The 12,866-nt window shown below is 74.9% G+C and carries 13 protein-coding genes; 7 read left to right on the top strand and 6 right to left on the bottom strand.

Features of this window, described 5'->3' with window-relative positions:
• Positions 1–20: 20 nt before the first annotated feature.
• Genes RM555_RS07255 through cofC form a run of 3 tightly spaced genes read right to left on the bottom strand, consistent with a single transcriptional unit; the run spans position 21 to position 3,301 of the window.
• Positions 21–2,393, bottom strand: coding sequence for an RNA degradosome polyphosphate kinase (locus RM555_RS07255; protein ID WP_311410981.1), 2,373 nt, complete (start codon positions 2,391–2,393; stop codon positions 21–23).
• Positions 2,394–2,446: 53 nt separating this feature from the next.
• Positions 2,447–2,644: a cold-shock protein gene (locus tag RM555_RS07250; RefSeq protein ID WP_192581542.1), complete on the bottom strand. Its 198-nt coding sequence runs from the start codon at positions 2,642–2,644 to the stop codon at positions 2,447–2,449.
• Between the two features lie 21 nt (positions 2,645–2,665).
• A complete protein-coding gene (cofC, locus tag RM555_RS07245) occupies positions 2,666–3,301 on the bottom strand; it encodes a 2-phospho-L-lactate guanylyltransferase (RefSeq protein WP_311410980.1) in 636 nt (211 codons plus the stop codon).
• Positions 3,302–3,428: 127 nt separating this feature from the next.
• Here cofC and RM555_RS07240 point away from each other — a divergent pair, with 127 nt between their 5' ends.
• The 5 genes from RM555_RS07240 to RM555_RS07220 all read left to right on the top strand — a co-directional run bounded on the left by RM555_RS07240 (position 3,429) and on the right by RM555_RS07220 (position 8,399).
• Complete coding sequence (locus RM555_RS07240) at positions 3,429–4,166, top strand: lysophospholipid acyltransferase family protein (protein ID WP_132232610.1); 738 nt, start codon at positions 3,429–3,431, stop codon at positions 4,164–4,166.
• Entirely contained in the window at positions 4,163–5,161 is a 999-nt protein-coding gene (locus tag RM555_RS07235) for an NAD(P)H-dependent glycerol-3-phosphate dehydrogenase (protein WP_151456690.1), read from the top strand. Before RM555_RS07240 ends, RM555_RS07235 begins: the two co-directional genes overlap by 4 nt.
• Positions 5,158–6,279 carry a cystathionine gamma-lyase gene (locus RM555_RS07230; protein ID WP_311410979.1) on the top strand — a complete coding sequence of 374 codons (1,122 nt, stop codon included), beginning with the start codon at positions 5,158–5,160 and terminating at the stop codon, positions 6,277–6,279. Before RM555_RS07235 ends, RM555_RS07230 begins: the two co-directional genes overlap by 4 nt.
• A 28-nt stretch (positions 6,280–6,307) precedes the next feature.
• Positions 6,308–7,099: a putative protein N(5)-glutamine methyltransferase gene (locus tag RM555_RS07225; RefSeq protein WP_311410978.1), complete on the top strand. Its 792-nt coding sequence runs from the start codon at positions 6,308–6,310 to the stop codon at positions 7,097–7,099.
• A 247-nt stretch (positions 7,100–7,346) separates the two neighbouring features.
• The gene (locus RM555_RS07220; RefSeq protein WP_311410977.1) at positions 7,347–8,399 is read left to right on the top strand and encodes an ROK family protein; all 1,053 of its coding nucleotides are present in this window, start codon (positions 7,347–7,349) and stop codon (positions 8,397–8,399) included.
• A gap of 186 nt (positions 8,400–8,585) precedes the next feature.
• On the opposite strand, the gene RM555_RS07215 is transcribed toward RM555_RS07220, so the two are convergent.
• Together RM555_RS07215 and RM555_RS07210 are read right to left on the bottom strand one after the other, a co-directional pair.
• Positions 8,586–8,786, bottom strand: a complete 201-nt coding sequence (locus RM555_RS07215; protein ID WP_121396135.1) for a DUF397 domain-containing protein — start codon at positions 8,784–8,786, stop codon at positions 8,586–8,588.
• Positions 8,787–8,790: 4 nt separating this feature from the next.
• Positions 8,791–9,636 (bottom strand): helix-turn-helix domain-containing protein, encoded by an 846-nt coding sequence (locus tag RM555_RS07210; RefSeq protein ID WP_151455423.1) that lies wholly within the window; start codon positions 9,634–9,636, stop codon positions 8,791–8,793.
• Positions 9,637–9,915: 279 nt separating this feature from the next.
• Between RM555_RS07210 and RM555_RS07205 the strand changes: the two genes are divergently transcribed.
• Positions 9,916–10,134: a hypothetical protein gene (locus RM555_RS07205; RefSeq protein WP_311410976.1), complete on the top strand. Its 219-nt coding sequence runs from the start codon at positions 9,916–9,918 to the stop codon at positions 10,132–10,134.
• A 114-nt stretch (positions 10,135–10,248) separates the two neighbouring features.
• Here the strand turns inward: RM555_RS07205 and RM555_RS07200 are convergent, their stop codons facing one another.
• Positions 10,249–11,532: an ATP-binding protein gene (locus RM555_RS07200; RefSeq protein WP_311410975.1), complete on the bottom strand. Its 1,284-nt coding sequence runs from the start codon at positions 11,530–11,532 to the stop codon at positions 10,249–10,251.
• A 195-nt stretch (positions 11,533–11,727) separates the two neighbouring features.
• On the opposite strand from RM555_RS07200, the gene RM555_RS07195 reads away from it, so the two are divergent.
• Positions 11,728–12,834: a D-alanine--D-alanine ligase family protein gene (locus RM555_RS07195; RefSeq protein WP_311410974.1), complete on the top strand. Its 1,107-nt coding sequence runs from the start codon at positions 11,728–11,730 to the stop codon at positions 12,832–12,834.
• Positions 12,835–12,866 lie beyond the last annotated feature (32 nt).

Below are 12,866 nucleotides of genomic sequence, written 5' to 3'. Positions count from 1 at the left end.
TCAGCCTATGCGGGTACCGGTCAGCCCGCCGTGCCACCGACGCGACGCAGCAGCAACTCCTGGAGGTGGACCCGCGGTTCCTCGGCCGTGCCGGTACGCCGGCTCCAGGTGCCGTCCGCCGCCAGCTCGAACGCGTCCACGTCGGGGCTCATCGCGGCGGTCAGCACGTGGTCCAGCTCGGCCCGGGCGACGGGGTCGCTCACCCGCACCAGCGCCTCGACCCGGCGGTCCAGGTTGCGGTGCATCAGGTCGGCCGAGCCCATCCAGAACTCGGCGTCGCCGTCGTTGCCGAACCGGAAGATCCGGGAGTGCTCCAGGAACCGGCCCAGGATCGAGCGGACCCGGATGTTCTCCGACAGGCCGGGCACGCCCGGGCGCAGCGTGCACATGCCCCGGATCACCAGGTCCACGTGGACGCCGGCCCGGGAGGCCCGGTAGAGCGCGTCCGTGATCTTCTCGTCGACCAGCGAGTTCACCTTGATCTGCACGAGCCCGGGCATGCCCAGCCGGACGTGCGCGATCTCCCGCTCGATGCGTTCGATGAGGCCGCTGCGGATGCCCTGCGGCGCCACCAGCAGCCGCCGGTACGCGGTCTGCCGGCTGTAGCCGGTGAGGACGTTGAACAGGTCGGTCAGGTCGGCCCCGATCTCCGGGTCGGCGGTGAGCATGCCGAAGTCCTCGTAGAGCCGGGCGGTCTTCGGGTGGTAGTTGCCGGTGCCGATGTGGCAGTAGCGGCGGATCTGGTTGCCCTCCTGGCGTACCACCAGGGCGGTCTTGCAGTGCGTCTTGAGCCCGACCAGGCCGTAGACGACGTGGCAGCCGGCGCGCTCCAGCTTGCGCGCCCAGCCGATGTTGGCCACCTCGTCGAAGCGCGCCTTCAGCTCGACCAGCACCACCACCTGCTTGCCGGCGGCCGCCGCGTCGACGAGCGCGTCCACGATGGGGGAGTCGCCGCTGGTGCGGTAGAGGGTCTGCTTGATGGCCAGCACGTCCGGGTCCGCGGCGGCCTGCTCGATGAAGCGCTGCACGCTGGTGGCGAACGAGTGGTACGGGTGGTGGACCAGGATGTCGCCGTCGCGCAGGGTCGCGAAGACGCTGCGCGGCACCTCGCCCTCGGTGAGGCGGGGGTGGGTGGCCGGCACGAACGGTGGATCCTTCAGGTCCGGCCGGTCGGCCTCGTCGTAGAGCTGCCAGAGCGCGGAGAGGTCGAGCAGGCCGGGCACCCGCAGCACCTCCTGGTCGTGCATGTCCAGCTCGCGGACGAGCAGCTCCAGCACGTGGTCGGAGACCGAGGCGGCCACCTCCAGCCGCACGGGCGGGCCGAACCGGCGCCGGGCCAGCTCCCGTTCCAGGGCCTGGAGCAGGTCCTCGTCGCGGTCCTCGTCGACCTCCACCTCGGCGTTGCGGGTGACCCGGAACAGGTGGCACTCGACCACCTGCATGCCGGAGAAGAGCTGCCCCAGGTGCACCGAGATCAGGTCCTCCACCGGCAGCATCCGCACGCCCGGCCGGTCGCGGTGCACCCGGACGAAGCGGGGCACGTTGTTCGGCACCTTCACCCGGGCGAAGAACTCCGAGCCGCCGTCCGGGTCGCGGACCGCCACCGCGAGGTTGAGCGACCGCCCGGAGATGTACGGGAAGGGGTGCGCCGGGTCCACCGCCAGCGGGGTCAGCACCGGGAAGATCTGCTCCCGGAAGTACGCGCGCAGCCGTTCCCGCTCGGGGTCGTCCAGGTCTGCCCAGCGCAGGATCCGGATGTCCTCGGCGGCCAGCTTCGGCAGCACCTCGTCGGTGAAGCAGGCCGAGTGCCGGGCCACCAGCGTGGCGGCCTTCCCGGCGACCAGTTCCAGCTGGGTGCGCAGCGGCATCCGGTCCCCGCCGCGGACCGGCAGGCCGGCCTGGAGCCGGCGCTTCAGCCCGGCGACCCGCACCATGTAGAACTCGTCGAGGTTGCTGGCGAAGATGGCCAGGAACTTGGCCCGTTCCAGCAGCGGCGTGCGCGGGTCCTCGGCGAGCGCGAGCACCCGGGCGTTGAAGTCGAGCCAGGAGAGTTCCCGGTTGAGGAAGCGGTCCTCCGGCAGCGGCTCCGCAGCGGGGGGCCCGTCGATGAGGTCGGGCGCCGGCACCTCGGCGGTCGGCGCCGCATCCAGCACCTCCTCCAGCCCGGCGGAGGCGGCCGCACCGCCGGCGTCGGCCGTGCCGGTCGCTGCGGACGCTCCGGCCGGGGTCGCGGCCGGTGCTCCGCCGGGGGCCGCGGCCGGCGCCGCCTCCGGGGTCGTGGCCGGCGGGTCGGCATGGAAGCGGCCGTCGGCGCCCCGGGACCGGGCGCCGTTGCGGGGGGCGGCCGGGTCGGTGGACGGTCGGTTGGCGGAGGGCTTGCGAGGGGTGCTCACCTGCCCATAATCACCCGGATGCGGTTAACGCAAAATGAACTTCGACCAGCCGCTCAGGCCATCGTCGGCAATGTCACCCGGACCACCGCGCCGGTGTCGTCGGTCTCGACGCGCAACCGCTGGCCGAGGCGGAGCAGGCGCAGGCCGGAGGCGTCGAACGCCCGGGCCGGGAAGGCCAGCTCGGTGCCGTCGTCGAGGAGCAGCGTCCCGCTGCGGGTCGCCGCGTCGTAGGTGGCCACCGTGCCCTGCATGACCCGCACGCTACACGCCCCTCAGGCCGGGCAGCCGGCGGCGGCCAACGCGGCCGTGCGGGGCCCCAGCCCGAGCCGGGCCGCCGCGGCCAGGTCGGCGGCGGTGTCGACGTCCCGGCGCAGGCTCGGCCAGTCCCCGGTGAGGGCGAGGGCCCCGCTCGCGGCGTGCGCGGCGGCCGAGCCGACCCCGAAGCGGGGATCCAGGGCCACGCCCGGCGGCGCGGCCAGCAGCACGGTGCCCTGGCCGGGGGTGTCGGCCACGTACCCGCGTACGCCCGGGGGCGCGGCCTGGGCCGCCCACAGCGCCGCCGCCAGCTCGGCCGGGCGCAACGCGGGCAGGTCGGCGGTGAGCCCGGCCACCCAGCCGCCGCCCGCGACCGACGCGCCGTGCCGGAAGGCGGCGTTCAGCCCGGCGCCGGGGGCGTCGGGCAGCGCCCGGGCACCCGCGCGGCGGGCGGCCTCGGCCACCCGGGCGTCGTCGGTGACGACCAGCACCCCCGCCACCGCCGGGCAGGCCCGCACCGCGGCGACCGTGTCGGCGGCCAGGGCCAGCGCCAGTTCCTCGTGCGGTACGGCCGGCAGCGCCCCCCGCAGCCGGCTCTTCGCGGCGGCCAGGCGCTTCACGGGCACCACCACGGTCCACCTCGGCTGACTCACACCGCCATCCTGCCAGCCGCACGGCGGTACCCTCTCTGGCCGGACCCGGGTCGAGCAGGCATGATTTCCGCTGCGGGCGTCACCGGGTGCGGATCCGGTGCGGGGCGGGGCGGCACGAGGAGGCGCGGTGACACGGCGGAGGCTGGGGTTCTGGCAATGGTTCGCCGTGGTGCTGGTCAAGCCGGTGATGACCGTCTGGACCCGGCGCACCTGGCGCGGCATGGAGCACCTGCGCGGCGACGGCGGCGTGATCATCGTGCCGAACCACATCTCGCACGCCGACCCGCTCGTCGCGGCCCACTTCGTCTACGACTCCGGCCGTTGGCCGCAGTTCCTCGGCAAGGCCAGCGTGTTCCGGGTTCCGGTGATCGGCTGGATCCTGCACCGGTGCCGGCAGATCCCGGTCGAGCGCAACACCGTGGACGCGGTGCGGTCGCTGGACCACCTCGTCGCCGCGCTCGACCAGGGCGGCGCGGTGGTGATCTACCCGGAGGGCACCATCACCCGCGAACCGGAGCTGTGGCCGATGAAGGGCAAGACCGGCGCCGCCCGCCTCGCGCTCGCCACCGGCGCGCCCGTGGTCCCGCTCGTCATGTGGGGACCGGAGCGGATCTTCGACCCGCGCCGGTCCCGACTGGACCCGCGCCCCCGGATCCCGGTGACCGTGGTCGCCGGACCGCCCGTCGACCTGGGCCGGTGGGCCGGGTCGACCCCGACGAAGGCCGTCCTCGAGGAGATGACCGACACCATCATGCTGCGCCTTCGTGACATGCTCACCGAGATCCGGGGCGGCACCCCGCCACCACTGTGGGAACGGACGGCCCGCCCCGCCGTCGATCGGCGCCGGCCGGGGGCGGCGGCGTGAGCGGGCACGTCGCGGTCCTGGGTGCCGGCTCGTGGGGCACCGCGTTCGCCAAGATCCTCGCCGACGCCGGGCGGGACGTCACCGTCTGGGCCCGCCGCCAGGCGGTCGCCGACACGATCCGGGCCGAGCGGCGCAACCCGGAGTACCTGCCGGACGTGCTGCTGCCGTCGCGGGTCACGGCGACCGGCGACGCCGCCGAGGCGATCACCGGGGCCGAGCAGGTGGTGCTGGCCGTACCGTCGCAGACGCTGCGCGGCAACCTGGCCGAGTGGACCGCGCACCTGCATCCGGACGCCACCCTGGTGTCGCTGATGAAGGGCATCGAGCTCGGCACCACCAGGCGGATGAGCGAGGTGATCGTGGAGACCGCCGGGGTGGCGGCTGACCGGGTGGTGGTGGTCTCCGGCCCCAACCTTGCCCCGGAGATCGCCGCCGAGCAGCCCGCCGCCACCGTGGTCGCCTGCACCGACGCCGACCGGGCCACGCAGGTGCAGCGCTCCATCACCACGCCCTACTTCCGCCCGTACACCAACGACGACGTGATCGGCTGCGAGCTGGGCGGCGCGGTCAAGAACGTGATCGCCCTGGCGTACGGCATCGCCGTGGCGATGGGGTTCGGCGACAACACCCGGGCCATGCTCGTCACCCGGGGACTGGCCGAGACGGCCCGGCTCGGGGTGGCCCTGGGCGCCGACCCGCTCACCTTCGCCGGCCTGGCGGGGATGGGCGACCTCGTCGCCTCCTGCTCGTCGCCGCTGGCCCGCAACCGCACCTTCGGCGAGCACCTGGGCCGGGGCGCGACCCTGGAGGAGGCCCGCGTCGCCACCCGGCAGACCGCCGAGGGCGTCAAGAGCGCGCTGGCCCTGCGCGACCTGGCCCGGGCGCACGCGGTGGAGATGCCGATCACCGAGCAGGTCGAGCTGGTCTGCCACGAGGGCATGGACCCTCGGCTCGCCGTCGAGGCGCTGATGAGCCGCACCACCAAGCCGGAGTGAGCGACGTGACCGAGCACCACGACGGCACCCGCTGCGTCCGCGCCGGCCTGCCCGAGCCGGCTCCCGGCCAGCCGTTCCTGCCCGGTCCGGTGTTCGCCGCGCCGTACCACCTGGACCCGTGGACGGGGCCGGCGGCGGCGCCCGACGGCTACGGCCGGCCGGACAACCCCACCCGGCGGCTGCTGGAGGCGGCGGTCGGGGAGCTGGAGGGGGGCGACTGCCGGGTCTTCGCCAGCGGGCAGGCCGCGATCACCGGGCTGCTGCTGACGCTGCTGCGACCGGGGGACACCGTGGTGCTCCCGTCGGACGGGTACTTCGCCGTCCGGGCCTTCGCCGCCGACACGCTGGAGGGCATCGGCGTCCGGGTGCTCCTCGCCCCGACCGCCGGCCCGCACCCGGCCTTCGACGGCGTACGCCTGGTGCTGCTGGAGACCCCGGCCAACCCCGGCCTGGACGTCGCCGACGTGGCGGCGCTGGCCGCCCGGGCGCACGCCGCCGGCGCCCTGGTCGCGGTCGACAACACCACGGCGACGCCGCTCGGGCAGCGCCCGCTGGACCTGGGCGCCGACGTCGTGGTGGCCTCCGGGACGAAGGCCCTCACCGGGCACTCCGACCTGCTGCTGGGCTACGTGGCGACCCGCTCGCCCGAGCTGCGGGACGCGGTCACCGCCTGGCGGAACGTCACCGGGGCCGTGCCGGGCGCGTTCGACGCCTGGCTCGCGCACCGGTCGCTGGCCACCCTCGACCTGCGGCTGGCCCGGCAGACCGCGAACGCGCAGGCCCTCGCCGGGCTGCTCGCGGGACGCGACGACGTGACCGGGCTGCGCTGGCCGGGGCTGCCCGGCGACCCGGCCCACCCGGTGGCGGCGGTCCAGATGCGACGGATCCCCGGGGTGCTCTGCTTCGACCTCGGCGACGCCGGGCGGGTGGCGCGGTTCCTCGACGCGGCCCGGCTGGTGGCCGCGGCCACCTCCTTCGGTGGCCTGCACACCACCGCCGACCGGCGGGCCCAGTGGGGCGACGACACCCCGCCCGGCTTCGTCCGGCTCTCCTGCGGGGTCGAGGACGCCGTCGACCTGGTCGCCGACGTGACCGCCGCACTGGACGCCAGCCGCTGAGCACCGGACGCCGGCCCGGAGGTGCCCCGTGACCGTCTTCTCCTTCCGCCCCGACCGGCCCGCCCTCGTGCACCGGCTGCGCGCCGCCGGCTGCGTCTACGCCGAGGACGAGGCGGAGCTGCTGATCGCCGCCGCCGACTCGGCCGAGGCGCTGGCCGGCCTGGTCGACCGCCGGGTCGCCGGGCTGCCGCTGGAGTACGTGCTCGGCTGGGCCGAGTTCTGCGGCGAACGGATCGCCGTCGACCCCGGCGTGTTCGTGCCGCGTGCGCGTACCGCCCTGCTGGTCGACGTCGCCGTCGCGGTGACCGGCCCGGCGGCGGCCGTGGTGGACCTGTGCTGCGGCTCCGGCGCCACTACCGTGGCGCTGGCCCGCCGGCTCGCGCCGCGCTGGCTGGCCGCCGCCGACGTGGACCCCGCCGCCGTCGCCTGCGCCCGGCGCAACCTGGCCCCGCTGGCCGTGCCGGTCTTCGAGGGCGACCTGTACGACCCGCTGCCGGAGCGCTGGCGGGGCCGGCTGGACCTGGTGCTGGCCAACGCCCCCTACGTGCCGACGGCGGCGGTGGCGCTGATGCCGCCCGAGGCCCGGCTGCACGAGGCCCCGGTGGCCCTCGACGGCGGGCCGGACGGCCTGGCGGTGCTGCGCCGCGTCGCCGAGGGCGCGGGGCGCTGGCTGGCTCCGGGCGGGCACCTGGTGGTCGAGGCGGGGGAGGCGCAGGTGGAGGCGCTCCGCGCGGCGCTGACCGCCGTGGGCCTGCGCCCCACGGTGACCCGGGACGACGACCGGGACGCCACCGCAGTCTCGGCCCGCCGCCCGGGCTGACCCGCGGCGCCGTCCTCCGCAACGCGCCGGTCCTCAGCGCGCTGCTCCTGAACGCGCCGGTCCTCAGCGCGGTCGGGCCCGTCGGGTCGCCGGCGGCCCTCGACCGGCTGGGGTGTCCGCGTGACGGCGCTGTCGAGCTGCCCCGTCGGTGAGACCACCCGTCACCCGGCGTCAGCCGCGCGACCTGGCGGGGGCGGGGAAGGGGAACTAGCCTCACGGCAGGCGTGGCGGCGGAAGGCGGGTTGTCGTGGGTGGTGCGGACGTGCCGGTGGTCGTCGGGCTGGACAACGGGGGCACCAGCAACAACGCCACGGTGCTCACCGTGGACGGCCGGTTCCTGGTGGACGGCCTGGTGGAGAACCCGAGCGAGGTACGCGCCGGCCCGGCGGCGGCGATCGAGGCGCTGGCCCGCGCGTTCGACGGGGTGCTGGCGCTGACCGGGGTGCCCCGCACGGCGGTGCGCGCGGTCGGGCTGGACACGCCGGGACCGGCGAGCGCCACCGGGGTGATCTCCTCCCGCGGGTCGACCAACTTCTCCCAGCCGGCCTGGCGGGGCTACGACGTGCGGACGGCCCTGGAGCGGCGGCTCGGCCTGCCGGTGCTCTACCACAACGACGGCAACGCCGCCGCGCTCTACGCCCACCACGCGCACTTCGGCGCCGAGGCGATGCGCCGCTCGTCGGTGTCGGCCATCGTCGGCACGGGGCTGGGCGGTGGTGTGGTCGAGGCGGGCCGGGTGGTCGCCGGGGCGGCCGGGATGGCCGGCGAACTGGGACACGTGCACATCCCGCTGACCGGTCTGCTCGCGCCGGACCAGCCGGTGCCCACGTGCGCCTGCGGCTTCGCCGGGGACGCCGAGAGCGTCGCCTCGCTGACCGCCATCGGGCGCAACCTGCTGCCGTACTGGCTGGGACGCTTTCCGGACCATCCGCTGGCCGTCGAGCCGCCGGAGCGGGCGGCGAAGCTGGTCCGGGGCTACGGCGAGCGCGGCGACGCGTTGGCCCGGGAGGTGTTCACCCAGCAGGCGATGGCGCTGGGTCGCCTCTTCACCGTGGCGGCCAACTTCACCGATCCGCACGCGTACTTCGTCGGGGGTGGGGTGGTGGAGGCGGCCCCGGAGTTCCGGGACTGGTTCCTCGCGACGGTGCGGGAGCACACGGTGCTGCGGGAGGAGCAGGCCGCGTCGGCCACCTTCGCCCTGGTGCCCGAGCGGGACATGGCCGGCGCCCGGGGCGTGGCCATCGCGGCACTGGAGGCGCTGCGCGCCGGCCCCGCGCCCCGCCCGGTCGTCGCGGGCTGACCCGCCCGCCTCCCCGCCGAGCGACGGCGCTCCGCCGCCTCCAGCGCGAGCCGGTGCGGACGGTCGTCGCCCGTCGGAGCCGACCCCGCCGGGCGACGGCCCCACCGGCTCCCATCGGTGGGACCGCCGCCGGCGGGGCACCGGCGCGACGGGTCAGCGGCGCGCCGGCGCCCCCGGAGGGAGGGGTCAGTGTCCGGGCGGCGCCCCGACGAAGGCGGCCCAGGCGGCCGGCGGGAAGAGCAGCGCGGGGCCGGACGGGTCCTTGGAGTCGCGGACGGCGACCGTGCCCGGGACCACCGCCATCTCCACGCACGCCCCCTCGTCGCCGCTGCGGCTGCTCTTGCGCCACCGCGCCACGGCCAGCGCCGCGCTGATCGTCGGTGTCATGGTCCTACCGTCCCTTCAGGAGTTGGAGGAGCTGGTCGCGGCTGTCCGCCGGGCTGAGCGCGACGGTCCGCAGGTGCTCCATGATCTTGGTGCAGGTACGCAGGTCGCCCGGCCGGTCGAGGACCATCTGCCCGGCCACCGTCTCGACCGAGGCGATGATCGGATCCTCCGGGTCTGCGAACTCCAGGATGTGCAGCGAGCCCCGGGTGCCCCGGTGGTAGCCGGCGGCGAGCGGGATCACCTGGACCGTGATGTTGGGCAGCTCGCCCATCTTGACCAGGTGGTGCAGCTGCGACTCCATCACCGACCGGTCGCCGACGGGCCGCAGCAGCGCGCCCTCGTCGATGATGGCGTCCAGGATCGGCGGCTGGTCACTGATGAGCCGCTGCTGCCGGTCGAGCCGGAACTGGACCCGCTGCTCCACCTCGTCGTCGCGCAGGGTGTGCGGGCCGCCGCGCATCACGCCCCGGATGTAGTCGGCGGTCTGCAACAGCCCCGGCACCACCGAGGGCTCGAAGTTGGCGATGCCGGTGGCCTCGGCCTCCAGCGCGATGAAGTCGATGGTGCGCCGGTCGAGCAGGTGCGAGTACGACACCCACCAGCCGGGCTTGCGCGCGTCCTTGGCGAGCTGCACGGCGGCGGCCACCTCGTCCGCGCCGACCCCGTAGAGGGTGAGCAGGGCGCGCACGGTGGCGGGACTGACCAGCGTCTGCGCGTTCTCGTAGCGGGACAGGGTGCTACGGGTGCTGCTGATCTCGTCCGCCGCCGCCTCCAGCGTGAGGCCGGCGGCTTCCCGGTGGGTGCGCAGCGCGATGCCCAGTCGCCGGGCACGGGCGGTCTTCGGAGCCATGCATCGATCGTCGCACATCTTCACGGGAACGTGTAGATGAGAGAACGTCGATGAGAGTTGCATTCATGACTGTAGACATGTCAGTCTGTCATCGCGTCCTCACTGCCGGTTGTCGTGGCGACGGCGGTGGTGAGCGACCGGAGGGGAAGGGGCGCGCGGCGATCGGGTTTCTCCCCCGTACCCGATCGCCGCGTGCCACGCCCCGTGGCCCGTCAGCCGGAAGGGGATCGACGTGCGTACTGCCCGACAGGCCCGCGCCGACCGCCCCGGCGGGCACCGATGACGCGGTTCCTGGTGGTGCTCACCGACGTGCGGCCGGCCGAGGGCGTCGGACGCGACGAACGCAACTGCCCCGAGCGCCGCCGTCAGGTGGTCGGGGCGAGCAGCCGCGAGGCGGCGGACCGGATCGCGGGCGCGTTCATGGCGCTGGGCATGGTGCGGGCCGGCCGGCAGCGGGTCAAGGTGATCGCCATCGGCCGGCGGCACGCGCGCGGCTGACGCCGCCGAGGGCGGTGCGGTCGTGGGAGACGGCCCCGCCGGGTGGGAGGGCCGCCCGGCAGGAGGCCCGGCCCGGCGGGAGGCGCGGCCCGGCGCCCCGCCGGGCCGTCCGCGTCACAGCATCCGGCGCCGCTTCAGGTAGGCGACCAGATCGTCGTAGACGCCCCCCTCGTTGGCGAACATCGCCACGTTGCGGGCGGTGGCCATCCACGGCTTCGTCGACGGCCGGACCTCCTTGACCGCCCGCTCCAGGTCCCGGTGCTCGATCATCCGCACCTCGCCGGTGCGTACCGAGTCGGCCATCGCGAACTCGGCGGCCGTCTCGCAGAGGTGGGCCAGGTCGGCGCCCGAGTAGTCCTCGGTGGCCGCCACGATCTTCCGCAGGTCGATCCCCGCGATCGGCCGCTCCCGCAGGTGGTACTCCAGGATGGCGCGGCGCGCCTCGGCGTCCGGCGGCAGCACCAGCACCACCCGGTCGAGCCGCCCGGGACGGCGCAGCGCCGGGTCGACGTCCCACGGGGTGTTGGTGGCGGCCAGCACGAAGACCCCCTCGTTGCTGCCCTCCATCCCGTCCAACTCCGCCAGCAGCTGGTTGCCCAGCGTCCGCATCGAGCTGGAGCCGACCTGCGAGCGCTTGTGCCCCAGCGCGTCGACCTCGTCCAAAAAGAGCACGCAGGGCGCGTTGCGGCGGGCCGCCTGGAACAGCTCGTGCAGGTTGCGCTCCGAGTTGCCCATCCACATGTCCAGCACGTCCACGATGGACAACGAGATGAACTTCGCGCCCATCTCCCCGGCGACCGCCCGGGCCAGGAACGTCTTGCCGCAGCCGGGCGGGCCGTAGAGCATCAGGCCGCCGCGGAGGCTCTTGCCGTACATCCTGCGCAGCTCCGGGTTGCGCAACGGGCCGAGGAAGGCCAGCTCCAGCCGCTCCTTGACCGCCGACATGCCGCCCACGTCGGCCAGCCGGATGCCGGAGGCCTCCACGTCGTACACCCGGTCGGAGTGGCCGGCGACCGGCTCCGGCTCGTCGCCGGCGCGGGCGAACCGCGGCGGCACCACGTCGGCCAGTTCCTGCTCGTAGGCGGCGAGGGGATCCTGGTCTGCGGTCGCGGCGGAACCCCCGGGCCCGGCCGGTGCCGGGCGCTGCGCCGGCGGTCGCGGGTCCGCCGGGGGCGGCGTCGGCGGCGGGGGTACGGAGCCGCCCAGCGCCCGCTGCATCAGCGCCTGCGCCTGGCCGTTGCCCGGATCCCGGGCGAGGGCCTGCCCGACCTGCGCGATCGCCTCCCCGGCCCGGCCGGCGTCCAGCAGCAGCGCGGCGAGGTGCAGGCGCAGCGGCAGGTCGTCGGGGCGGGCGTCCAGGGCCGCCGTCAGGGACTCGATGAGGGGATCAGCGCTCATAGGACGTGCAGCGTAGTGGGCGCCCGGTGCCGTCACCGTCCCGTACGGCCGGTTACGGAACGTATATCCTCTGCTGACCGGTTGCTGCGGCGGTCCGGCTGTCCCCGGGTATCGGCAGCCGGTGCCCGCCACGCACAGTAAGGTCAACCGGGTGAGCGCCACGACCGGAGCAGTCGCGTACGAAGAGGTGACGCAGTGACCACCCCAGGCAGGACCCGCGTGGCGATCGTGTTCGGCGGCCGCAGCCCGGAGCACGGCATCTCCTGCGTCAGCGCCGGCAGCGTCCTCGGCGCCCTCGACCCGGACGAGTTCGAGGTGGTGCCCGTGGGCATCACCCGGGCCGGCCAGTGGGTGCTGACCAGCGGCGACCCCGGTCAGTTGGCGATCAACGCGCGCCGCCTGCCGGAGATCACCGCCGAGTCCGGCACCGACATCGTGCTGCGCGCCGACCCGACCGGCAACGGACTGATGGTGCTCGACCCGACCGAGGGTCCCCGGGCGCTCGCCGACGTCGACGTGGTCTTCCCGGTGCTGCACGGCGCGTACGGCGAGGACGGCACCATCCAGGGCATGCTGGAGATGGCCGGCATCCCGTACGTCGGGGCGAACGTCTTCGCCTCCGCCGCCGCCATGGACAAGGAGTTCACCAAGAAGCTCTGCGCCGTCGAGGGCATCCCGGTGGGCCCGTACGCGGTGCTGCGCAACGGGATGACGCTGAGCGAGGCGGACAAGGAGCGGCTCGGCCTGCCGGTCTTCGTGAAGCCGTCCCGGGCCGGCTCGTCGTTCGGCATCAGCAAGGTCGACGACTGGGCCGACCTCGACGCGGCGGTCGCCACCGCCCGGCAGATCGACCCGAAGGTGCTCGTCGAGGGTGCGGTCGTCGGGCGCGAGATCGAGTGCGGCGTGCTGGAGGGCGAGGCCGGCGGCGCGCCGGAGGCGTCCGTGCTGGCCGAGGTCCGGGTGGTCGGGGACTACGACTTCTACGACTTCGAGGCGAAGTACATCGACTCCGAGTCCGCCTGCGAGTACGACATCCCCGCCGGCCTGCCGGAGCGGGTGACCCGCCAGGTCCGGGAGTACGCCACCCGCGCCTTCACCGCGCTCGACTGCGCGGGCCTGGCGCGGGTCGACTTCTTCGTCACCCCGGAGCTGGACGTCTACCTCAACGAGATCAACACCATGCCGGGCTTCACCCCGACGTCGATGTTCCCGCGCATGTGGGCGGCGTCCGGGCTGGAGTACCCGAAGCTGGTCAACCGCCTCATCCGCACCGCCCTGCACCGCGGCGTCGGCCTGCACTGAGGTGTAAGGAAGGGCACCTTCCTAACGCTTGG

It is taken from the genome of Micromonospora reichwaldensis, assembly GCF_031845925.1.
In the GTDB taxonomy this organism is placed as follows: domain Bacteria; phylum Actinomycetota; class Actinomycetes; order Mycobacteriales; family Micromonosporaceae; genus Micromonospora; species Micromonospora reichwaldensis.
Note: the sequence above shows the minus strand (reverse complement) of the source record. Positions and strands in the feature narration are given on the sequence as shown.

Coding starts and splice junctions, on each gene's coding strand:
- RM555_RS07205 (WP_311410976.1), top strand. CDS start 9,916: ATGACGCGGTTCCTGGTGGTGCTCACCGACGTGCGGCCGGCCGAGGGC.
- RM555_RS07210 (WP_151455423.1), bottom strand. CDS start 9,636: ATGGCTCCGAAGACCGCCCGTGCCCGGCGACTGGGCATCGCGCTGCGC.
- RM555_RS07250 (WP_192581542.1), bottom strand. CDS start 2,644: ATGCAGGGCACGGTGGCCACCTACGACGCGGCGACCCGCAGCGGGACG.
- RM555_RS07200 (WP_311410975.1), bottom strand. CDS start 11,532: ATGAGCGCTGATCCCCTCATCGAGTCCCTGACGGCGGCCCTGGACGCC.
- RM555_RS07215 (WP_121396135.1), bottom strand. CDS start 8,786: ATGACACCGACGATCAGCGCGGCGCTGGCCGTGGCGCGGTGGCGCAAG.